Source organism: Cellvibrio sp. 25HG11W-0 (assembly GCF_057815475.1).
In genome coordinates, this window is the sequence record NZ_CM174230.1 from 1151887 (window position 1) to 1174879 (window position 22993).

The 22993-nt window shown below is 47.3% G+C and carries 14 protein-coding genes and 1 riboswitch; of the genes, 6 read left to right on the top strand and 8 right to left on the bottom strand.

Annotated elements, in window-relative coordinates; translation table 11 throughout:
- Positions 1–61 precede the first annotated feature (61 nt).
- Entirely contained in the window at positions 62–547 is a 486-nt protein-coding gene (locus AC0KUT_RS04810; RefSeq protein WP_488835644.1) for a pilin, read from the top strand.
- A 4-nt stretch (positions 548–551) separates the two neighbouring features.
- Here the strand turns inward: AC0KUT_RS04810 and nadC are convergent, their stop codons facing one another.
- Entirely contained in the window at positions 552–1406 is an 855-nt protein-coding gene (gene nadC, locus AC0KUT_RS04815; RefSeq protein ID WP_488833961.1) for a carboxylating nicotinate-nucleotide diphosphorylase, read from the bottom strand.
- Positions 1407–1622: 216 nt separating this feature from the next.
- On the opposite strand from nadC, the gene AC0KUT_RS04820 reads away from it, so the two are divergent.
- Positions 1623–4181, top strand: a complete 2559-nt coding sequence (locus AC0KUT_RS04820) for a DUF1631 domain-containing protein (RefSeq protein ID WP_488833963.1) — start codon at positions 1623–1625, stop codon at positions 4179–4181.
- A 122-nt stretch (positions 4182–4303) separates the two neighbouring features.
- Here AC0KUT_RS04820 and uca read toward each other — a convergent pair whose 3' ends face one another.
- The 6 genes from uca to AC0KUT_RS04850 form a co-directional block, all read right to left on the bottom strand.
- Entirely contained in the window at positions 4304–7909 is a 3606-nt protein-coding gene (gene uca / locus AC0KUT_RS04825) for an urea carboxylase (protein WP_488833966.1), read from the bottom strand.
- 177 nt (positions 7910–8086) lie between these two features.
- Positions 8087–8728 (bottom strand): urea amidolyase associated protein UAAP2, encoded by a 642-nt coding sequence (locus AC0KUT_RS04830; protein WP_488833968.1) that lies wholly within the window; start codon positions 8726–8728, stop codon positions 8087–8089.
- A gap of 11 nt (positions 8729–8739) precedes the next feature.
- Positions 8740–9477, bottom strand: a complete 738-nt coding sequence (locus tag AC0KUT_RS04835) for an urea amidolyase associated protein UAAP1 (RefSeq protein WP_488833971.1) — start codon at positions 9475–9477, stop codon at positions 8740–8742.
- 1 nt (position 9478) lies between these two features.
- Entirely contained in the window at positions 9479–10255 is a 777-nt protein-coding gene (locus AC0KUT_RS04840; protein WP_488835646.1) for an ABC transporter ATP-binding protein, read from the bottom strand.
- A gap of 74 nt (positions 10256–10329) precedes the next feature.
- Positions 10330–11151 carry an ABC transporter permease gene (locus AC0KUT_RS04845; protein WP_488833973.1) on the bottom strand — a complete coding sequence of 274 codons (822 nt, stop codon included), beginning with the start codon at positions 11149–11151 and terminating at the stop codon, positions 10330–10332.
- Positions 11152–11297: 146 nt separating this feature from the next.
- Positions 11298–12356, bottom strand: coding sequence for a putative urea ABC transporter substrate-binding protein (locus AC0KUT_RS04850; RefSeq protein WP_488833975.1), 1059 nt, complete (start codon positions 12354–12356; stop codon positions 11298–11300).
- Between the two features lie 71 nt (positions 12357–12427).
- A riboswitch (guanidine-I (ykkC/yxkD leader) is annotated at positions 12428–12553 on the bottom strand.
- A 494-nt stretch (positions 12554–13047) separates the two neighbouring features.
- On the opposite strand from AC0KUT_RS04850, the gene AC0KUT_RS04855 reads away from it, so the two are divergent.
- The gene (locus AC0KUT_RS04855) at positions 13048–15504 is read left to right on the top strand and encodes a DUF1631 family protein (protein WP_488833977.1); all 2457 of its coding nucleotides are present in this window, start codon (positions 13048–13050) and stop codon (positions 15502–15504) included.
- Entirely contained in the window at positions 15504–15869 is a 366-nt protein-coding gene (locus AC0KUT_RS04860; protein ID WP_488833979.1) for a PilZ domain-containing protein, read from the top strand. Before AC0KUT_RS04855 ends, AC0KUT_RS04860 begins: the two co-directional genes overlap by 1 nt.
- Positions 15870–16126: 257 nt before the next feature.
- On the opposite strand, the gene AC0KUT_RS04865 is transcribed toward AC0KUT_RS04860, so the two are convergent.
- A complete protein-coding gene (locus AC0KUT_RS04865) occupies positions 16127–16954 on the bottom strand; it encodes a hypothetical protein (protein WP_488833980.1) in 828 nt (275 codons plus the stop codon).
- Positions 16955–17589: 635 nt separating this feature from the next.
- On the opposite strand from AC0KUT_RS04865, the gene AC0KUT_RS04870 reads away from it, so the two are divergent.
- Together AC0KUT_RS04870 and AC0KUT_RS04875 are read left to right on the top strand one after the other, a co-directional pair.
- A complete protein-coding gene (locus AC0KUT_RS04870; protein ID WP_488835648.1) occupies positions 17590–19992 on the top strand; it encodes a glycoside hydrolase family 95 protein in 2403 nt (800 codons plus the stop codon).
- A gap of 120 nt (positions 19993–20112) precedes the next feature.
- On the top strand, positions 20113–22974 hold the full coding sequence (locus AC0KUT_RS04875; RefSeq protein ID WP_488833981.1) for a TonB-dependent receptor: 2862 nt from the start codon (positions 20113–20115) through the stop codon (positions 22972–22974).
- The last annotated feature ends 19 nt before the right edge of the window (positions 22975–22993 follow it).

Consider the following 22993-nt stretch of genomic DNA (forward strand, 5'->3'; position numbering starts at 1 on the left):
AAAATTATAGAGGGTGAATATAGTGAAGCAAAAAGATGATGGGTTTACATTGATCGAGTTAATGATTGTAGTGGCAATCATTGGGATTCTGGCTGCAATAGCGTTGCCTGCATATCAAGACTATACCGTTCGAGCAAAATTAGGTGAGGGGCTGATTGCTGCTTCTGCAGTAAAAGCACTAATGAGTGAAGCGTATCAAACAGACAGCACTATTGGCATGACAGCCGCTGCCACAAGGTATAACGCCAGTGCTATTACTGAAAGACAATCAAAATATATTGCTGACCTTAGGGTTGTGGAAGGTACTCCTTGGACAATATCTGTTTTTGTGCTCGCAACTGCGGCTAATGGAATACCCACTACGCTTAACGGTACCACTCTGACTTTTTCACCGAATGTACAGGGTGTTGTTCCTATTCCTTCATCTGTTGGTGCAATTGATTGGGCTTGCGGCAGCTCTACGGTAACAACCGCAACCGCGCGAGGTTTGACAAATCGCCCATTAGGAACATTGCCAGCAAAGTATGCTCCGAGTGAATGTAAGTAAGGTGTTATATGACAATCCGCATCGATAAATCCATCGCTTTACAGTGTTTCGTCAGCGAGCCTATAGAAATATAATCTACCCCCGTTTCGGCAACTGTTATCAGGTTTTCTTTTGTGATGTTGCCTGAGGCCTCTAATTTTGCTTTGCCATTGCTTAGCGAAACTGCAGTGCGCATGTCTTCCAGCGACAATTCATCGAGCATAATAATATCGGCTTGCGCATTCAGTGCCTGAGCGAATTCCTCTAAGTTTTCCACTTCAACTTCTATCGGTTTGTTGGGCGCCACCTCGCGTGCTTGTGCTATTGCTTGTGCAATTCCACCACAGGCGGCTATGTGGTTTTCTTTGATTAAAAAGGCATCATACAAACCAATGCGATGGTTTTTTCCGCCGCCGCAGAGCACTGCGTATTTTTGTGCACTGCGTAACCCTGGAATGGTTTTGCGTGTATCCAAAAGTTTTACGTTTGTGTGTGCAATTAACTGCGTGTATTGGTGAGTTGTAGTGGCGGTGCCTGAAAGGGTTTGAACAAAATTCAGGGCGCTTCTTTCACCTGTTAACAAACTGCGCGCATTACCTTTTAGTGTAAATAGTAACTCGCTGGCTGATAATTGATCGCCGTCTTGTACATGCCATTCGATGCTAACGTGAGGATCTAATTGCCTAAAAACTTCAGTTACCCAAGCTTGACCACAAAAAATACCGGGTTCGCGCGTAATAATTTTGGCGTCCGCCTGCTGTTCTGCGGGAATGAGTTGTGCGGTAATGTCGCCTGAGCCTACATCTTCTGCTAAAGCTGCCGTGACACTGCTGACGATATCTTGTTCAAGGTTTGAAATTGAGTGGGCGATGAGTTGCATTGGGCTGACCTGGTTATACAAATATGGATGGAATTCGGATGTTGATAGAGAAAAATAAGAGCACTAATTCCAAAAAATGATTAAAAAATACTAAGAATAAAACTCAGTTATTGCTATTTGTGATATGCCTCTCGATCTTATCATTTGCTTCCTAGATATGTCTTGCTCTTGGTTATACTTCAATTACCTAAGTTACCCCCTATTGGTAAATTGATCATGAGCGAAGCGAGTAAATCCGACCCCAAAAAGGTTGTACAGCTCAACGTAGAGCGCAACTCCAATGCGCAGTCTCAAATTGCTTTGGCGCGCCTGCCTGCCGCCATGCATACTTTACGCGACAAGTCGCGTCAGCTTCTACAGGTGTTGCTACGCGAGCTGTTTGAGCGCGTGGATGATGCGATGTTTGAGTTGGCTGATAAGGCCAATAATAATCATGATCAAAACATATATTTTGACTCTATGCGCGAAGTGCGAATTCGCCGTCGTGCCATGGAGACAACCTTCTTTCGCAGAATTGACATAAGTTTTGCCCAACTTCTTGATCACAACGCCTATCGTGAAGAATCTCAAGCGATTGATAAGCCTGTGTCTTTAGATGACTTGTCATTGGTGAAGAATGATGAGCTAGAGGAAATGGTCGCCACTGAGTCTATGGTCAATAAGGCGGGGGAGCAGTTTGCGGAAGCGATTCAGCATCTGACCCTGCGAATCGATCAGTTAGTGCCCATTAAGGTCTATCAAAAAAACAACCCGCTGGGTGTCGAAGTAATTTGTAATGCCTTTACCGAAGCTACACAAATTTTGCAGATAGATGTTAAAGCGAAGCTAGTGCTCTTTAAGTTATTTGATAATTTAGTGATGCGTAAACTAGGTCAGCTATTTGATAGCTTAAATAAAACACTTGTTGAAGCGAATGTGTTGCCGTCTTTGAAGCAGGAGTTGCAAAAGCCTAATAAAAAGAACACCTCAAATTTGGTGGGCGATCACTATGGTGCAGGATTAAGTGCGGGCTTTAATGGTGATGTTAATCGTGTTGCGAGTGACACGGGTGGTTTGAATTATGACGAGCAAACCAATCAAGTGTTGCTTAATTTGCGCGACTTACTTGGTTCAAATAGTCGCTCGTCTGCGCCTGCTGCTGGCGAAGAAATCACGACCCATAACTTATTAAAAGTATTGTCGCAGGTTCAGCATCAGCCTGCTGCGCAGGGCGCTCCGGTCAGCTTGCGTCAAATGTTAAATGAGCTCTTGCGCACGGAAGAGAAAGCGGCTGTTGCGATTAACCAAGTGGATGATGATGTCATCAATTTGGTGAGCATGATGTTTGAATTTATTTTGGATGATCGCAATTTAGCGGCGCCCATGAAGGCGCTTATTGGTCGCTTGCAGATTCCCATGGTAAAAGTGGCAATTGCCGACAAAAGTTTTTTCAGTAAGGGCGGGCATCCCGCGCGTCGTTTATTGAACGAAATGGCGATGGCTTGTTTAGGCTGGCAAGAGTCTGTAAACGACAATCAGCGTAAAGATGGTCTCTTCAGTAAAATGGAAGAGACTGTGCAAGCGGTGCTTGCTGACTTTGAAACTGATATGAGCTTGTTCGAGCGCTTATTAGTTGATTTTCGTGCGTTTTTGGACAAAGAGAAGCGTCGCGCTCAAATCCTTGAGCAGCGCACCATTGATGCAGAAGATGGAAAGGCCAAATCGGAGCGTGCAAGGGCACAAGTTGATGCTGAGTTGACCCGCGTGTGCAAGGGACGTGAACTTCCCTTGGCCGTTGCGAAATTACTTCGTGAGGCTTGGGCAAATGTCATGTTCATTACGTCGCTTAAGCGTGGTGTCGATAGCCAAGAATGGTTGAATGCTTCTATCACTGCCCAGCAGTTGGTGTGGAGCGTCTGCGCACCTATGGATAAAGATAATCGTCAAAAATTGCTGAAATTAGTGCCTGAGTTATTGCAGAAGTTACGCTCTGGATTGGAAAGCATTTCTTTTAGCCCTTTTGAAACGACACAGCTTTTTAAGCAGTTAGAAACTGTCCACTTAGCTCGCTTGCGTGGCGATGCAGAGCAAAAAGCTGCGCCTACAGCGGCGATTTCTGGATCTGATGCGCTAGCAGCAAAAGCACAGCTGATGGCAGAACAGAATGCACAAAAACGTGCAACCTCTACGGGTATTACCAAGCCAGTTGCAAAACCCAATGTAGCTGTTGCTGAGGCGCCGACTCAGTTGTTGACTGTGGTGAGAGAAGCTGAAACCTCAGTGGTTGAACCTGTTGCGGCTCAAAACATGACGTCGATTGAAAATGCGAATGCTGCATCAAAACCTTTAAGTGAGACAGAAAACTCCTCTCTATTAACGGCAGTTCCAAGCGAAGTAGTTGTTGTTGAAGCCGCTAAGGTTATAGATGCGGAGATACCCGCTACCGTTGAGATAGAGGCGGAAGCAGAAGAGGTAGATGTGCCTATCGTTGTGCAAGCGCAGCAGGCAGATCCACAACACTTAGCTTTAGTGAACAATATAACCCAGGGAACATGGTTTGAAATGCAAGGTGAAGCTGGCGAAAAATATCGCTGTCGTTTAGCTGCGATTATTCGCTCGGTCGGTAAGTATATATTTGTCAATCGCTCTGGTATGAAAGTGGCAGAGGAGAGTCGTGAGAGTTTAGCGATTGCCTTGCAGAATAAGCGACTCACTATTCTCGATGACGGCATGTTGTTTGATCGTGCATTAGAGGCCGTAATAGGTAACCTAAGGGATCAGCGCAGTCTTAATTAATCGTGCATTTCTTAATTGGATGCTGAAAGCTAAAAACCTCGCTATTGTGACAAATGCCAGTCAATTATGTTGACTGGCATTTGTCAATTTTGAGCATCTATAAATTGGCATTTGAGGGCAGGTTAACTATGTTCAAGAACTACCAGTGTTTGGCCTGCCTGCACGCGCGCGCCATCAGTTTTTAATAGATGTGTGATTACACCAGCACAGGGTGCGCTGATGTTAATCTCCATTTTCATAGACTCCAAAATTAACAGTACATCGCCCGCATTAACCCTTTGACCCACTTTTACCTGAGTTTGCCATACGCTGCCGGAGACTGAACTGTCGACTCGGATTGCATCCTCTGGCAATTCAAATTCGGCGCTTTCAGGCTTTGCTTCCTCCTGCACATAGTTGAATTGACCATCCGCATGCCAGCGCGCTAATTCTTCTGCAAATGCTTGCTCGCGTTGCTCTGTAAATTGTGCAATCGATTCCGTGTTGCTCTCTATAAATGTCTGGTATTCGCTCAGGCTAAAGTGGCTCTCTTCAATTTTTATCGGATAGCGTCCCTGAGGAAAGTCGCGGCGAATCTGTTGTAGCTCGCTGTTGCTAACTTCATAAAAACGAATTTGATCGAAAAAGTTCAATAGCCAAGGTTGATCAAATTCTTTAGTTTGGCGATAGCGATTCCACATTTGCAGAGTGCGCCCCACAAATTGATAGCCACCGGGGCCTTCCATGCCGTACACGCACAAATAAGAACCGCCGATGCCCACGGAGTTTTCTGCCGTCCAGGTGCGCGCAGGGTTGTATTTAGTAGTGACTAAACGGTGGCGCGGGTCTACCGGTGTGGCGACAGGTGCGCCGAGATAAACATCGCCCAAGCCCATGACTAAATAGGAGGCACTGAATAAAATTTCTTTCACATCGGCAATGGAATCCAAACCATTAATACGCCGAATAAATTCTAAATTACTCGGACACCAAGGCGCATTGGCGCGCACTGACTGCTGATACTTTTGGATCGCCAACTGACAGGCTTCGTCGTCCCAACTTAAGGGAATGTGCACTATGCGCGAAGGCACACTGAGTGCCGCGAGTTGTTGACTGAGTGCGCGTTCGGCGGTCTCTAAGTGTGCGAGTAATTGCGCAAGCGATAGCACTTGGCTGTTGTAATGAATTTGCAGCGAGCGAATGCCGGGGGTTAGTTCGCGCAAGCCCGTGAGTGAATTTTGCTCTAGCCATTGCATGAGTGCGTGGGCGCGAAAACGCAATTTAATGTCCAGCTCCAGTGCACCGTATTCCACTAATAAAAAGTGATCACCCGCCGCGCGATAAACAATATTTTCGCCAAACTCGGCGGCGGCCAAGATTTTTACAATGGGCGATGTTAAGGGCGCTGGCTGCCATGAATGGTTTTGTAAACCAAGTTGATCAATAGTATCCGTTTGATTTTTTTCAATCGCAACAGCATCGGCAATGGTGACTGGCACAAAGCGAATTTTATCGCCAGCGCGCACTTGCCCCAATTGCCAAAGGTCAGCACTAATGACAGTTGCAGGGCACACAAATCCACCCAGGGAGGGGCCGTCGGGACCGAGAATAACGGGCATGTCGCCAGTGAAATCCACCGTGCCAAAGGCATAGGCGTTATCGTGAATGTTGGAGGGGTGCATACCCGCCTCGCCGCCAGATTCGCGCGCCCATGTTGGTTTGGGGCCGATCAAGCGCACCCCAGTGCGGCTGGAGTTGTAGTGCACTTCCCAGTCGGTTGCGAAAAAAGTTTTAATGTCGTCGTCGGTGAAAAAATCGGGCGCGCCGTGAGGGCCGTAAATCACTCGTAACTGCCAGTGGTTGCCAATTGGCGCTATAAGTTCGGCTGGTAATTCGGCAGATGCTAGGCTGGGGTTACAGCTCTCTGCACTGAGCGCAAGCACATCGCCCGCGCGCAAGGCGCGACCGTTGTGGCCGCCAAATTGCCCGAGGGTAAAAGTACTTTTTGCGCCTAAATAGTCGGGGCATTGAATGCCGCCCGCCACACATAAATAGCTGCGCGCACCTTGATCTTTAATGCGACCTAAATGTAATTCTTGCCCTGCTTGAATTTCTAGGATGCAATTTTGCGCAATAATCTGGCCATCGAGTTTCGCGTCTATAGCGGCACCGCTGAGTACAATTTTAGTGGCGCAGCCGAATTTCAGTGTTGGCCCTTGCAGGGTGATTTCTAAACCGGCGGCATCCGCAGCATTGTTGAGCAGGCGATTGCCGAGCCGAAACGAGTAGCTGTCAAAGGGGCCAGAGGTGGGCACGCCCACATGCCAGTAACCGGCGCGCCCGGGATAGTCTTGCACTGTGGTTTGAGTGCCACCTTGCAGCACATCAATGCGCGCGGGCGCATAGCGAAAGCTATTTAAATAGCGCGTGGTCATGCGGCCTTCGCGCAAGGTTGGGTCTTGCAATAGCGCGCGCAAATAACCGAGATTGGTTTCTATACCGTAGAGATAAGTCTGCGCAAGCGCCTGATCTAAATTTGCCAAGGCTTGCTGGCGATCTGCACCGCGCACAATTATTTTGGCGAGCATAGGGTCAAAAAAAGCGGGCACTTCTATACCGCATTCTAGCCAGTGATCTATGCGTAAATTTTCCTGTGCAGCGGGGAAGCTGACCTTGCTTAGCAAGCCTGCACAGGGTTGAAAATTGCGCGCTGGGTCTTCCGCATAAACGCGCACTTGAATGGCGTGGCCGCTCGGGCTGAGCTGCGCGCGCAGTTGGGTAATATCGCCCAAATCGCCGCTGGCAAGGCGCAGCATCCACTCCACTAAATCAACGCCCCAGACTTCTTCGGTAACGCCGTGTTCAACTTGCAGGCGGGTGTTTACTTCTAGGAAATAAAATTTTTCATCCTGCGCGTCGTAAATAAATTCTACTGTACCCGCGTTGCGATAGCTGACCGAGGAAAGTAGCTGTTCGGCGGTGCGCTGCATAGCTTGGCGCTGCGCCTCGGGTAAATTGGGGGCGGGGCACTCTTCCACCACTTTTTGGTTGCGCCTTTGGCTAGAGCAGTCGCGCTCGCCAATGGCAACCGCTTTGCCGGTGCCGTCGCCAAATACCTGCACCTCAATATGGCGCGCGGCGGCGATAAATTTTTCGAGGAAGACGCCGTCGTCGGCAAAGTTATTTTTACCCAAGCGTTTTACTGAATCAAAGGCGGCGATGAGATCTGCTTCGGAGTCGCACAACTGCATGCCTATGCCGCCACCGCCCGCCGTACTTTTCAGCATAATCGGGTAGCCGATTTCGGCCGCTGCCTTTATTGCTGCGGCTAGGTCACTTAATAAATCGGTGCCGGGGCAGAGCGGAACTTGAGCGGCCTGTGCAAGCTCGCGCGCTTTGTGTTTTAAGCCAAAGGTTTGCATCTGCGCCGCGGTGGGGCCAATAAAGGCGATGCCCGCCGCTTCGCACTCGGCCACAAAGATAGCGTTTTCACTTAAGAAGCCATAGCCGGGGTGAATCGCTTGGGCGCCAGTTTGTTGGGCTATGGCAATGATTTTTTGGCGATCTAAATAGGTTTGTGCCGCGCCGCCTTCACCCAAACAAAAGGACTCATCGGCGAGGCGAACGTGCAGTGATTCTGCATCTGCCTCGGCATAGATGGCGACAGATTTTATATTGAGTTTTTTAAGGGTGCGAATAATGCGCGTAGCTATAGCACCGCGATTGGCTATGAGAACTTTAGTAAACATCTCGGCTCCGGCGGGTCGTCCTGCTGGTAATATTTACAACAGTGGTCGTCCACTGAGGCATGATAGAAAAGGGTTGATGTAGGTTGGTGGTGAGGCACGAACCCCAACACTCAGAGCAACATGATTATGTTGGAGTTCGTGCCTCACCGCCAACCTAGGGTGTGCTCAAACGAGAAATTAATTCCACACAATAACTTTAATCGGTGTGGGGTTGTAGCCATTGCAAGGGTTGTTAAGCTGTGGGCAATTGGATATCAGCATGTGTATATCCATTTTTGCGGTCAGCTCTACATATTTTCCCGGTGCAGATATGCCGTCTTCAAAGGTGAGACCGCCTTCGGGGGTAACGGGCACATTCATAAAGAAATTAATATTGTGGGTTATGTCGCGCTTGCTAATGCCAAACTCTGGGTGCTCGGCTATGGCCAGCATCCAGCTGTCGCGGCAGGCGTGCATGCAGCGTTTTTCTAAGCTGTAGCGTACGGTATTGCTTTCGGTGGCGCAGGCGCCGCCAATGGTGTCGTGGCGGCCGCAGGTGTCGGCGACAATTTCTAACAGTTCGCGATTAGCGTTGGATATTAATTTGGTGCCAGCGCTCAAATACAAATTGCCTTGCGTGCGAATGGTGTCCATAGCGCTGTAGCGTTCGCTGGTATCGGCTGCGTTAAAAAATAAAACATCGGCCGCTTGATTTCCCTCTAGGTCCACAATGCGAAATGTTTGGCCCTGCTTAATCGTACCTAAAAAATAATCGCCAGCACCCACCCAGTGGCGCGCGCAGCTGTCTTTTGGATCCAAAGAACTGGTAACGAGAGACATGCTGGTATTCCTCACTGATGATTTGCTAAAGCGTAGAGCGCATTGTTTTGAAAGCCGCGCTGATTTTCGGGGCGAAAATTTTTGCAGTAGTCGTCGTCAGTGACGGCTGCCGCTTCGCCCAATTCAATTTGTACTGGTTTAAAAGGATAAGCTTCAGCGCTATTTAACGGGTGTGGACAGGCGTGCATGACGACCAGAGTGTCCATTTCAAAACGCAGAGCAACGGAGTTGCCTGCAGCCTGATTGCCGCTGTCCAGCTGCACGTTGCCTTCTGCATCAACCACTACTTTGCTGAACCAATTAACATTGGCGGCCATGTCGGCGCGGCTTAAGCCGTATTTAGCCAGTTCGACTAAAAAAGCGTCAGTGCCGTTTTGTAGCCAGTCATTGCGATTTTTTTGATAGTCGCGTTTCCCCCAGCGCGCGTCTATTTGTGCCGCGTTGCTGGTGCCACAAATCGTATCGTGCCAGTTGCCGGCGCCGTTTACGGATGTGTCTTCTACAATGGAGGCGAAAATTCTGCCCATGTCGGAATAGAGGCAGTTACCTTTTTGCAATTTAAAGGTGTGCTGGCATTTGAGTGTGTCAGGTGCGTTGTAGCGCTCTAATAAATTGCGTGGGTTGTAAAACAACATGCCAAGGTTTGCGCCGCCTTCGGTGTCGGTAATGCGCATGAGGGTGCCGCGTTTTATTTCTAGTGACCAGTGGCCATTGCCGGGAATGCTGGTAGAGTAAAAAATCTTGCTCATCTTAGTGTTCCTGTACTTCAGTATTGAGTGCTTGTAATGCGTTGGGAATTTCACTAGGGCGGCGCGTTACGGGTAAGTCGTAAGTGATGCTGGCGCCGTAAGCGGTGGGTGCTTGATTGTCGCGGCGCAATTTGTCGAACACCCAGAGGCGCGTACCTAAATAAAAACCTTCGCTGAGGTCGTGAGTCACCATAAACACAGTGAGCTCATGTTCGCGCCAGAGTTTTAAAATTAATTGGTGCATGTCGGCGCGAATGCCAGGGTCTAGTGCGCCGAAGGGTTCATCCAGTAAGAGTATGCGCGGGCGACGAATCAGCGCCTGCGCAATGGCTAAGCGCTGTTTCATGCCACCGGATAATTCATGAGGGTAGCGCGCGGCGGCGGGTGTTAAACCAACTGACTCTAACAGCGCCTTGGCCTCTTCAATCACTTTGCGTTTTGCGCTGCCGAATAATTTCCCCAGTAAGGGCGAGTGTTCGAACTCGCGCGCTATGACCACATTTTCTAGCACGGTTAAATGTGGGAACACTGAGTACTGTTGAAACACTATGCCGCGTGACTGATCCGGCTCGTCGGGTATTGGCATTCCATCCAGTAATAAATCGCCTGAGCTGGGCGACTCCATGCCAAGGAGCATCTTCAAAAAAGTGCTTTTGCCACAGCCTGAGGTACCCACCATGGTAATGAATTCACCGGCATTTACCTTAATATTTAAGCGCTCTAGCACTATGTTGTCGCCGTAGGTTTTCCAGAGGTTTTTGGCTTGAATCATGGGCATAGCTTTGGCTCGCTTCGCGTTTAAAATTTGTCGATCAAAGGGAATGACAGTCATAGGGTGCTTGCTACAAGTTGTTATTTGCTATTGCCAACATAGTGCCAAGGAAAACAAACCTTGCTTGTTTTAGCGAGCAGCCAGTCCACCAAAAATGCGAGAAAGGTAATCCACGCTACATAGGGCAAGATTACATCCATCGACAAATAGCGGCGCACCAGAAAGATGCGATAGCCGAGGCCATCGGTAGAGGCTATGGCTTCGGCGGCAATTAAAAATAGCCAGCCAGCGCCGAGCGATAAGCGCACCGCATTAATTAAGCGCGGCAGCAATTGTGGAATTAATACGCGTACTAAAATTTGCCAGGTGGACGCGCCTAAGGTTTGTGCTTTGATTAATTGCTCGGGCGGAATTTCTAAGGTGCAGCGCTGAATATCCCGTGCAATAAAAGGTGCAACACCTATAACAATAAGTGCAACCTTGGAAAGCTCGCCCAAGCCAAACACAATAAAGAGAATGGGGAGAAGCGCCATGGGCGGCACCAATGAAATTACCGTGAGGAGCGGGGCTAAGGGTGCATAAAGCGTTGGTATGGCGCCCGTGAGTAAACCTATAGTGAAGCCAATAGCGGCGGCAATTAAAATGCCTAACCCTAAGCGTGAAAGACTACTGAGTGTATCTTGCCAAAACAAATAATCGCCACTGCGTTTGCTTGGCTCCAAGGCGAGGTTGCCTATAGCTTTGCCCATTTGTTCAAAGCTGGGTAGCAGCTTGTCGGCGGCGTTGTCGGCGAGGCGTGCATCTGAGGCGATTAAATACATCACCAATAGTAAGGCAAAAGGCAAAATTCCCAGCAGTAGTCTGCCGGGTTTGGCGGGTGTTAAATTAATCAGTCGTTTCATAGTGGCGTCGCCGTGCTCTTTGAGCGAGTAAAAGGCTAATGGCTTGATGTGCTTTTTATTTTTGTCGCAGCTCTTATTTTGTAGCAGTTCTCTGTCGCCGAACTTGACGGCAGAGAGCTGCTATTTATCTAAATTGAACTGTGTTGTTAAAGCTTTTTATCGGCGGCCATTTGCATATAGCGCGTATCAAAACGTAGCTTCACATTTTTCTTGTTGCCATAGATGCCTTTGGGGCCTTCAACACCAATAAAACCAGCATCGGGCGCGCCATCGCCGAGTAGGCCGTGATCAAAGGAGAACTCGGCAACTTTTTGCATGGTATTAAGCAACTTGCCGCTGTTAACTAGCTCAAGTGCAGCAGCGGGGGTGTAAAACATTTTGGTGCTGGCCAGCTGTGATTCGAAACCCGCAAGGTCGGTGCCAGAGGCAGTCGCCATAGTGGTTTTAGCGGCGGTTGCGGCTTTGTCGCCAGCGCTCATGGTGGTCATGATTTCATACCAAGCGCCGACTAAGGCTTTACCTAAGGCGGGGTTTTTGTTGAGGGTGGCGGTGTTCACTACCATCAGATCCATAATTTCACCGGGGATTTGCGACGAGTCGAATACCTTGGTGCTTTTTGGTTGGCTGAGTATTTCACTGAGCAGTGGGTTCCAGGTCGTCACTGCGCTGACGTCTTTGGTGCCAAAAACGGCCACCATGTCGGCATCGGAGGTATTAACAACAGTCACATCAGCTTCTTTCATACCAACGGTTTCTAGCGCGCGCGCCAAAAGGTAATGAGAAACGCTCAATTCTACGAGGTTAACTTTTTGGCCCTTAATATCTTTGAGGGTTTTACCTTCACCCTTTAAGACTACACCATCGTTACCATTCGAAAAGTCACCTACGATGAGGGCGGTAGAGTCTACGCCGCCAGCAGCGGGAATCGTGAGTGCGTCCATATTGGTCATGACGCAACCGTCAAATTGCCCGGTGGTATATTGGTTAATGGATTCGATGTAATCGTTGATTTGTACGACTTCGATTTCAATGCCGTATTTTTTGGCCCATTTGTCGACGATTTTTTGCTCGGCGCCATAGCCCCAGGGCATCCAGCCTACGTAAATCGACCAGCAAACCTTAAACGGTTCGGCACTGGCAAATGCGGCGGAGAGGGATAGTGTAAGGGCGAGTAATGGCTTTATTAGGCGAGAATGGCGCAACATGGCAAACCTCCAGCGGTTTTAGATTACATCGGTGTTTAGGAATAGGGAGCACTCTGGCATTAGTGCCATTTATCTCCCGGGCTTTTATCCCGCCGTGTAACCTTGCAACCCCTAGGGGAGCGGAGGTCGAAAGCTCTCGGACCAGTCATCATCCTGTCACAGCTGTGCGGATGATCGGAACCCTAGCCTTCTATTTATATTTGTTGAATCGCTAAAAGCACCCAGAGTGCGAATCAGTTATTACTTGGTGCATAGAGCAATATGAGTACCAATTCTTCAACCTGTTGAATTAGCAGGTGTTTTGTTGTTTTTCAGGTGCCACGAAGATCTAAAATGTGTAGATTTGGTGCCTTTGCTTATAGGTATTGCTGTATTTTGGTGCGATTTTGTTTTGATGTTTTAAGCGACGAATGGTATATCCTAAGCCTATGCGTTGTTTGACGCTTAAATATTCTATGCACAATGGGAAGACGTTACTCAGGATGCGTACACATTCTAACCAATACAGGTTATCCTCTGTCTTAGTGCTAAATTAATAAGTCAGAGTAGGTTGCTTTCTTGTTGACTGGAAGATATCAAGTAAACTGTTAAGATTGAAGTCTAAGTCTATTATTAAAATAGAAATTTTGTCTGTATTCGCTAGCACCGACTTTCAGGCTTATTAGGGTCGAGCTAAGGAACATTGAGTATCATGGATAAGCATGGAATCACTATGCAAAAAACAGATTTACCAGGCAGCGATGGCAATAAGCATTCGCATTACGCTGGTGTAGCTATGTCAGAACAACTGATTATTCAGCACCTCAAGCAGTGCCGCGACATAACGCGTGGCTTTGTCAGTCATGCTTTCGCTAATTTTTGGCGTCAGTGGTGTAAGCAGATACTTGAGGTGGCCGAGGCTGCCAAGTCTAATAAAGATCAGGTTGCGCTGTTTGAAACGCAAAACCTCTTGGTTGCAGTACGGGAGGCTGCTGAGCAAGAGTTTGCTCAGCACCTGGCTAATGGCTTTGTGAAGTTTAAAAATAAAACCCTTAATACGCTTACGGGTGAGGAGCGTTTTAGCGGCGACATACTTTCGCTGGTGGAACACTCAGATCTTGAAGAAACCATTGCCATAACTTCCATTACCCATAGAGCAGATAACTTTTTTGCTGAACCCCTGTGGGGCTTACAGCAGCGATTAGCGCTATTGAATAATGGTGAGAAAATAGATGAGCCGGGGAATCCGCTCAGTCCTGTGCAGTTTTGTGAAGCGCTACGCAAGGTGCTTAGCAGTATCGAAGTTGATGTTAAAACCAAAATTGTCGGCTACAAAATTTTTGATCAGGATGTAATTGGTCAGCTAGAGAGTCTCTACGCTGATGTAAATGATTATCTTGTCCGCCAAAATCTTTTGCCGAATTTACGCTTTGTTCCGGGGAATGAAGGGGATAAGAGCAAAGGTGCGGCGCGCGCGGCGTCTGTTGCAGAACAAGATCCGTTGGACCAAGTGGCACCACCGCCGGAAGAAACCGAGGCCGAGGCTGAAGCCGCACAACAGCAGTTTCAGCGCCGAGCCAGCGATCGTCTGCTCAGTGGGGCGCTTAATCCTAATGATATTCAATATCAAAATAGTCTCCTAGGTGCTATTCGCCTGTTGCAGACACATGTCACCACGCAGTTGCCTGCATTACCTGCGACCCAATATTTGCAGTCTGTGGCCACCGCTGGCACAGCAAAAGCGCCTGTGTTACAGCAAGCAGCAATGTCTGCTGTAGGCTCGTCTGCTCCAGCTGCTGGGCAGCCATTAGCCGTTTATTCCCAAAGCCAGTTGGTAGGGGTTTTGGAGCAAATGCAAGAGCGCGCACTAGGTTCAACTCAGCAGGCCTTGGCTGGTCATCAAACGGGCACTGTGCAGCTAGTACCACAAACTGTTGCAGACGTGAATCGTCAAATGATGGAGCAAATTGCCAGTGAATCAAAAGATGGTGCGGTAGAGCCAGGTGATATGCAGACCATCGATTTGGTGGGCATGCTGTTTGAGTACATGCTCTCTGACGATCATTTGCCTGATTCTGTTAAGGCTTTACTCAGTTATCTGCATACACCTTTTTTGAAAATTGCCTTTATTGATAAAAACTTTTTCGAGCAACCTGAGCATCCCGCGCGAGTTTTATTAAACAGTTTGGCGGAAGCTGGTGTGCGCTGGGTTGGCAACGATGGCAGCGATCAATACGATATTTTTGTAAAAATCAAAACGACGGTTTTTCGACTGCTGCAAGAGTTTAAAAATGATGTGCGTCTTTTTGCCGAGCTGCTTATTGAGTTTAATGCCTATACCCATAATGTCGCGCGCCGTCAGGAGCTAATGGAGCGTAGAGCTTTAGAGAAAGCGCAGGGTGAGGAAAAACTGCGCGAAGCCAAGATCCAGGTGAATACTGAGGTGCGCAGTAGAACTGATAATCGTGAAATGCCATCTGCAATTCTGTTGTTGCTCTTGCAGCCTTGGTCTGATTATTTGTCGTTCGTGATTTTGCGTTACGGCGAGAAGTCTGACAGTTGGAGGTCTGCCTTAGATGTCATTGATAAATTGCTCTGGTCGTTGGAGCCCAAGGCTACCAATGCCGATAAAAGTTTATTGATGGAGTTGCAAGGGCAGCTATTGGCTGCTCTTGAGCGTGGTTTCGAGACTATTGGCTATGAACAAGCCAAAGGGCGCAAACTCTTGGATGCAGTGATATCGCTGCAGCGTATGGCATTACAAAGCCGTAAAGTGGAGGCTGCGCCTGAACCTATGCGTACTAAGCTTGAGACTATGGCGGCAGAGAAGGCGGGTACATCAGCAGCTGAAGCGCAACCCGTTACTGCAGAGGAAGCCAAAATTGTCGATAGTTTAAAGATGGTGGAATTTGGTACTTGGTTTGAGTTTGATGGTGGCAAACGCTTAAAAGTAGCCTGGTATAACAAAAAGACGCAGCACTATATGTTGGTCGACCAACAGGGCCGCAAAGTATCCTTGGCGGGCGGCGTGCAGTTAGCGCGAGATATGTTAGCAGGGCGTGCGCGCATTATTGCTGGCAGTACTAAACCCTTCTTTGAGCGCGCCTTAGAAAATATTTATCACACACTCAGCGAACGTTCGGAACATCTCAAAACGGGGACTTCATAATGACCCATTCCTGCAGTCGTGAACATGATCGTGAGTTAGAGCGCGTCAATATTGGTGGCGATATTGATGTCTACGATAGTTTGCGCGATCTCTATCTTGGCCGTTTGGTTAATATTCACGCGCAAGGTTTGATGGTTGTAGGAGACTTGGCGTTAGAGGAGGATCGACTATACACGCTGGATTTACATTTGCCCGAGTCCATGCAGCGAGCGCCTAGTGTAATTCAAATTGGTGTGGACTGTTTGTGGGCGCGGGACGCAGACTTAAGCGGTAAGTTTTGGACTGGGTTTACTATTATTGATGCTTCAGTTGATGCTGTAGAAAATATTAACGCCCTAATTGCCCATTTGGGGGAGGCTCGCTAGCAGGCTGTTGAAAACGTTTGCGATGCAGCGACAACGCAGATAGTTATTTAACAATCTGCTAGCTACGGCTTTTGACCATGCTCTTCAAATTTTGCACGGCCACCTCATTTTTCCATGTGTTTAGTAAGCCCTGTTTTTTTAAGTCTATCGCATTTTGATTTTCACTAACGCTCTGTTGTTGCGCGGGGAGGCTAAAGCTTTTTTCGCCCCCATTAAATCAGAGTGAACGTGATTGGCTGCACGTGCACTCTGTAATGTCATTGAGTCTGAATCCAAACTTCAATGTCTTGCTCGTGCCAGAGAGCAAGTAAATCAACCCCCTCTTCAACTACCTTGAGATACACATCAATAACATCGGTCGCCAAATTAAACAGGCGATTACTGTCTGCGTGTACTTCCTCTTTGCTGGCGACGTCGCTTTCGACCATATTTAACAAAAAGTCCAGCTTGATTTCATAGCTCTTAAGTTGATGTAGCAAGCTAAGGTCTTGCGTCAGTAGCCCCTCCAGTCGTTTGGTTTGATGGCGGAGCTTTTCATTGTTTACCCGTGTGCATTGAATGACATAACGTAGCTTACTATTGAAATCACTATCGCTCCGGCCTATAGCGGCGGCATAGGTCGCGAGTGCTCTGATTCGGCCAATTTGCTCAGCAACAGAGGGCATTAAGCGCGTAGCAAAGTGCAAAACTTCCAAATACTTAAAACGATTAGGGAAGTGTGCACCATCGGCATTGATAATTTTGGGCTCGTTATGCTCCGGCATTAGGCTGGATGTTGGCTGTTCTATATGTTTGCCGAGGGCAGCCACCATGGACAGCAATTGCTCGATGAGATGGCAGTGCAGTTCATAGTTGTCTATCACACTATCTTCTTGCCAGTCGTGGCTAATTGTTATCCACGCATGGTTAAGGTTTTCTTGATCGCGCTCACTCAGCAAATGGTCTCCGCGCGCCGCAAATGCCTGCAATAGATAAAGGCGTCGTTCCAGTTGGGTTTGTAATTGCTTCAGCTCGGTGCGAAATAGTTGGTTACCGCCAAGCATACCCATGCTCATACCGCGATGACGCTGTACAGCTTTAATCATTTGGATTAGCTGTTTAATTAGTGTCAGGGCATCTAGCCTTTCCTGATAAAGGTTACAGAAGTGCGCAAACTGTGCAGTATTTTTGCTGTGCAATGGTGCACTTTGCTCGAATCCCTGTGTGTTAATGGTGCTTTGTACCATACGAATATCACTCCACGGCGTCAAAATCCAATTGCTTGGTGGGTTCAGGCGTTAGTAGGCCTTTAATTTGGGGTTATGTGGGTGTTACAGCAAAAGCTACGCCATCTAAGCTCAAAGCCTGCACAAGTGAGATTGATATCAGCCTATTCGCATTTTGTGGCCTCTGTGCTTTGGGTGGGAGTAGTGAGCTGAGTGTAAATGTTAAAAGGCTGCAATGGAGGTTGCAGCCAGAGTGTTTAAGCGACTCGATTGTGTTTCTTTCTGTATCAATTTTGGCTCCTATTTTGTGGTCATAGGTGATAACGCTTGCACAGATAAAAATATTGCCTTAGGATTTCCGCTAATTGTCAGATATACCATATTAAATTTTTGGTTCTCATCTGATGCCATAAAAAGTGAGAGTTATAAACGTGTTGTCTATAGCCGAATTTATCTCAAGGTGTCGATTTTGGGCGCGCTTGCCTGCTTTTACTCGATATGTTGCTGTGATTTTAATGGCGGCTATGGGTAGTGAAGCTGCTTTAGCAGGAGACAAGCAGCCGCTCAGTGTTTGGTTTGATCACCCCGCTGCATCCTGGGAGGCCGAGGGCTTACCTATAGGTAATGGTGCTATGGGGGCGGTTGTGAGTGGCGACCCTCAGCGTGACCTATTGCAATTTAATGAGAAGAGTTTGTGGACTGGTGGGCCTGGTGCAAAGCAGGGCTATGACTTTGGGCTTCCTGATCAAGATAGATCTGCGTCATTAACTAAGGCGCGGCAGTTAATCGCTGAGCAAGGTTCGATTTCGCCTGAGGCCGCCGCTGAGCTGCTAGGTCATAAAATTAAGGGTTATGGCGACTACCAAACCTTTGGTGATCTTGTTTTGACCATGGGTGATCACCACGGGGATATAACTGATTATCGACGTGAGCTGTCGCTAGATAATGCCTTGGTCACGGTAACTTATCGCTTGGCAGGCGTCAGTTACAAACGTGAATACTTTGCTAGCTATCCAGCAGGCCTTATTGTTGTCAAGTTAAGTGCAGATAAGCCTGGACGTATAAGTTTTAGTGCTGATCTGGTTGCACCTGATAATCGCACGCAAAAAAATCATATTAAAGCAAATCGCCTTACGCTTAGTGGAGAGCTTAAAGACAACAACTTGCGCTATGAAGCACAGCTGCAAATTGACGCACAAGGTGGCAAGGTCTCCAGTTTTGAGGGGCGGCAGCTACTGGTAAAAGGTGCTGATTCAGTCGTTCTTTTATTGGGCGCCGCTACAGATTATTCGCAGAATTATCCTCGCTATCGCGGTCGTAACCCGCACGCTGAACTCAGTGCTCGTGTGAAGCAAGCACAGCATCAATCCTGGGGGAAATTACTTGCGGCACATATCTCCGATTACAGTGCGCTGTTTAATCGCGTTGTATTAAATCTTGGGCAGCAGTCATCTACAAAAACGACGAGTGAGCTTTTGCTTGCCTATAAACATAAGCCCGTGTCACTCGACGTGAATAAAATTTCAGTAAAAAATCAGAATTTAGAGCGACGTACTCTAGAGGCAACCTATTTTCAATTTGGCCGTTATCTATTAATAGCCTCTTCGCGTTCGGGTTCTTTACCCGCTAACTTGCAGGGTGTATGGAACAACTCAACAACTCCGCCATGGAATGCGGACTATCACGTAAATATTAATTTACAAATGAATTATTGGTTGGCGGAAACAACCAATTTGGCCGAGACAACGGCTCCGCTATTTAATTTTATCGACAGCTTGGTTAAGCCGGGCAAAATCTCTGCACAAAAAATTACTGGCGCTAATGGCTGGACGCTCTTCCTTAATACCAATATTTGGGGTTTTACCGGCGTAATTGATTGGCCGACCGCTTTTTGGCAGCCAGAAGCGGGCGCTTGGATGGCTCAACACTATTACGAGCATTACTTGTTCTCGGGTGATAAAGAATTTTTAGCTAAGCGTGCTTACCCTGTGATGAAAGAGGCTGCGCAATTTTGGTTGGATTTTCTGATGCGTGACCCTCGCGATAATCAATGGGTCGTGACGCCGAGCTTTTCCCCCGAGCAGGGCGGATTTACCGCTGGCGCGGCCATGTCACAGCAGATAGTGTTTGATTTGCTGCGCAACACCTTAGAAGCTGCAGAGCTGCTGGGTGATAAAAAATTTGCAACCATTGTGCAAGAAAAGTTAGTTGGATTAGATAAAGGTTTGCGCATAGGAAAGTGGGGTCAGCTTCAAGAGTGGAAGGAAGATGTAGATGACGCCAGCAATGAGCACCGTCATATCTCTCAGTTATTTGCTTTGCACCCAGGGCGCGACATTGATGAACAAAAAACACCTGCATTATTTAAAGCGGCAGCCGTCAGTCTTAATGCTCGTGGCGATGGAGGTACTGGCTGGTCTAAGGCGTGGAAGGTAAATCTCTGGGCGCGCTTGGGTGACGGAAATCGTGCGCACAAATTGCTGGCTGAACAATTACAGCACAGCACCCTCAATAATCTTTGGGATACCCATCCACCCTTTCAAATTGACGGTAATTTTGGCGCAACGGCAGGCATGGCTGAAATGTTCGTACAGAGTCACACGGGAGTCATGCGCTTATTGCCTGCATTACCGGATGTATGGTCTACAGGCTCTGTGAGTGGGTTGCGCGCACGCACAGGGCTAACGGTTGATTTATCTTGGGAAAAACGTCAGTTGGTGGGCTTTAGCATCAGCGCCAAGCATAGTCAAAAAATTACAGTACAAAGTGATTATTTTTGTAGCTCTGTACATTTGAGTGACGAAGAAAATGCAGTAATACCTTATGTGCGTCATGGCACATCTATTCAGTTTGACTTGCACGCAGGCCGAGTTTACCAACTGCATTGTACTGCTGAAGAAAATAAAAAGCGGTTATAAAAATGTAAAAACTATAGGAGAGGAAAAATAAGGATTTTTCGCGATGTTTAAATTGCAACAATAGCAATAGAAAAAAATATATTGATTTAAGGGCACTACATAATTACAACTGGAGAAGGCATGATGACGAATAATAAACTTCTATTCTTGAAGAAAAAACTACCCCTATATATCAGCGTGGCATCAGGTTTAACCTTGATGGCGGGTGCAGCAAGCATGGCGCCTATGGCATTTGCTGCAGATCAGCAAAATGCAGAGCAGGTGGAAGAGGTTACCGTAACGGGACAGCGCAAGAGTATTGAATCTGCGCAGTTGATTAAACAAAACTCTGATCGCATCGTCGATTCCATTGTGGCCGATGATATTGGTAAGCTGCCTGATCGCAGTATTACTGAAGCGTTGCAGCGCGTACCGGGCATTACCATTGACCATTTTATGTCTCTGGGTGATCCAGAACATTTCTCGGCAGAGGGTAGTGGTGTAGCGGTGCGCGGTATGACGCAAGTGCGCTCAGAATTAAATGGTCGCGATAGTTTCACCGCCAATGGCGGCCGCAACCTCAGCTTTGAAGATGTACCAGCAGAATTGATGGCGGGCGTTGATGTGTACAAAAACCCAACCGCTGACATGATTGAAGGTGGTGTTGGCGGTACAGTAAATTTGCGCACACGCATGCCATTTGATGCTGATGGCCAAGTTATAGGTTTAAGTGTCGGTGCTAATTACGGCGATTTTATCAAAGAAACTAAGCCATCATACTCGGGCCTCTATTCAAATCGTTGGGATACTGACGCAGGTGAGTTCGGTGTTCTTATCGATGTGGCCTATTCAGAATTATCTACTCGCACGGATGGTATGTTTACACGTCCTTTCTTTCCCCGTGATGATGCTGCTGGTCATGAAGGTAGCACTGTTTGGGTTCCGCGTGGTGCCGATTGGCGCTCTATGAATTTTAATCGCGAGCGTACGGGTTCTTATGCTGCATTTCAGTGGGCGCCAAATGAAGACACTGAAGTTCATCTGACAATATTTAATTCTAAATACACTATGGGCTGGGATGAAGATGCAATCTTCGTATCCAATGACCCTTATGGCGTTATTCCTTCTGCGGATTCTGTATATGATGCGGATGGTGTGTTTCAATCGGGCCGTTTAACGGCGACTGATGGCATCCCTATGGGCGCGGATATTCGTGCCGCGACACGTACATCTAGCACCACAGATTATGATTTGGGTGTTAAGTGGACTCCGGATGATCATTGGGAGTTTGATGTTGATATTCAGTACACTAAAGCGAAAACGGATAGCCTTGACTCAACTGTTGCAACGGGTGTGAACGTTCCTTTTATCGATGTTGACCTGTCGGGCAATCATCCGAATGTTACCAGTGATTCAGCGTTCCTTGCGAATGCCCAAAATTACTATTTTGGTTTCACGATGGACCATCAGGATGACAATGATGCCGATCAAAAAGCATTTAGTCTGAATGCAAAATACCTTATTGACGATTCGATTATTACATCCGTTAAAACGGGTGTTCGCTTAACCGATCGCAGTGCGCACAATATTGATACTGGTTACAATTGGGTCGCTATTTATCAAACCTGGATGCAGTGGTGGAAAATTCCTGGCGGCGCTATGCCAACGATAAGTGATGACAGTCAATTGCACCTGAATACTTTTGACAATTTCTTTAAAGGGGCGACAGCTCAGCCGTCAGGTGTATATGCGCCAATATTAGATTTGGCTCTAAACTATCCTAACAGCTATCAGCAATTGCACGACGATGCGGTGTATTTGTGTTGTGATGACGTCTATTCACCTACCGATATTACCCAAGATAAGTATCAAAACATCCAAAGTGAAAATACCGCTGCTGCCTATATCATGACAAGCTTTGCGTTTGATGATATGGAAATGCCAATAGACGGTAATTTTGGTGTGCGTATAGTGCAAACTGACTCTACTGCCTCTGGACATTTAATTTATCCGAGTCTAAATGGCTATGGCAATGCTGAGTCAGAGCCTATTGAGGCACAAAACTCATACACCAATGTACTGCCTTCGCTCAATCTTCGTTGGAAATTGCGCGATGATTTGTTTGCGCGCTTTGCTGTGGGTAAAGCGATGACCAGGCCAGCCTTTAATCAACTCGCTGCATATCAGATATTATCGGCAAGCCTGAAAGACGGAGTGACTTTAACTGAAGGTGAAGTACCTACAATAGATGACGTAAACTTTACTTCAAGTTCATACTCAAATCCTTGGTTAAAACCACTGGTTTCAAATCAAATGGATCTCACTTTGGAGTGGTACTTCAATCAGCACGGCGGTATGGCGCACATCAATGCCTTTAGCAAAAATATAAAAGATTTTGTACGAAATCAAGTTGTACTTGAAACCTATGGTGACTACGAGTACACAGTTACCCGTCCGGTTAACACCGGTTCTGCTGACATTACAGGTTTTGAGTTGGGTTATAAGCAGTTCTTTGACTTCTTGCCTGCGCCTTTCGATGGCTTTGGTATAGAAACTAACTATACCTATATCGACAGTTCAACGAAGGTGAGTGGTGATGTTGCCCCTTCAGATACCGACGGTTCTAGTTATGGCACTATGCCGTATGAAGGCTTGTCGCGCGATTCATATAATTTTGTTGTTATGTTTGAAAAAGGCGATTGGTCTACACGTATGGCTTACAACTGGCGTAGTGAGTTCTTGATGTCAGTTGGTGCTAATGGGTTTAATGGTACTGATAAGGGGATTACTTGGAAGCTACCCGTATATAACGATGCCTATGGGCAGTTGGATGCATCGATATCCTATAAAATTACTGACAATATTACGGCTTCGCTTGAGGCAAATAATTTGTCAAACTCGGAAACACGCACAATCATGAAACAAAATGGTGCTGGTGATCATTATACTTCCTATTTTGTTAATGACTCGCGCTATGCGTTAACCTTGCGCGCCAACTTCTAACGCTATTGAGCTTTACGTT

Excerpts from the sequence above, each read along its gene's own strand:
- AC0KUT_RS04875 (WP_488833981.1), top strand. The coding sequence starts at position 20,113 with ATGATGACGAATAATAAACTTCTATTCTTGAAGAAAAAACTACCCCTA.
- AC0KUT_RS04810 (WP_488835644.1), top strand. The coding sequence starts at position 62 with ATGATTGTAGTGGCAATCATTGGGATTCTGGCTGCAATAGCGTTGCCT.
- AC0KUT_RS04820 (WP_488833963.1), top strand. The coding sequence starts at position 1,623 with ATGAGCGAAGCGAGTAAATCCGACCCCAAAAAGGTTGTACAGCTCAAC.
- AC0KUT_RS04850 (WP_488833975.1), bottom strand. The coding sequence starts at position 12,356 with ATGTTGCGCCATTCTCGCCTAATAAAGCCATTACTCGCCCTTACACTA.
- AC0KUT_RS04860 (WP_488833979.1), top strand. The coding sequence starts at position 15,504 with ATGACCCATTCCTGCAGTCGTGAACATGATCGTGAGTTAGAGCGCGTC.
- nadC (WP_488833961.1), bottom strand. The coding sequence starts at position 1,406 with ATGCAACTCATCGCCCACTCAATTTCAAACCTTGAACAAGATATCGTC.
- AC0KUT_RS04830 (WP_488833968.1), bottom strand. The coding sequence starts at position 8,728 with ATGTCTCTCGTTACCAGTTCTTTGGATCCAAAAGACAGCTGCGCGCGC.
- AC0KUT_RS04845 (WP_488833973.1), bottom strand. The coding sequence starts at position 11,151 with ATGAAACGACTGATTAATTTAACACCCGCCAAACCCGGCAGACTACTG.
- uca (WP_488833966.1), bottom strand. The coding sequence starts at position 7,909 with ATGTTTACTAAAGTTCTCATAGCCAATCGCGGTGCTATAGCTACGCGC.
- AC0KUT_RS04840 (WP_488835646.1), bottom strand. The coding sequence starts at position 10,255 with ATGCCCATGATTCAAGCCAAAAACCTCTGGAAAACCTACGGCGACAAC.
- AC0KUT_RS04835 (WP_488833971.1), bottom strand. The coding sequence starts at position 9,477 with ATGAGCAAGATTTTTTACTCTACCAGCATTCCCGGCAATGGCCACTGG.
- AC0KUT_RS04870 (WP_488835648.1), top strand. The coding sequence starts at position 17,590 with ATGGCGGCTATGGGTAGTGAAGCTGCTTTAGCAGGAGACAAGCAGCCG.
- AC0KUT_RS04865 (WP_488833980.1), bottom strand. The coding sequence starts at position 16,954 with ATGATTAAAGCTGTACAGCGTCATCGCGGTATGAGCATGGGTATGCTT.
- AC0KUT_RS04855 (WP_488833977.1), top strand. The coding sequence starts at position 13,048 with ATGGATAAGCATGGAATCACTATGCAAAAAACAGATTTACCAGGCAGC.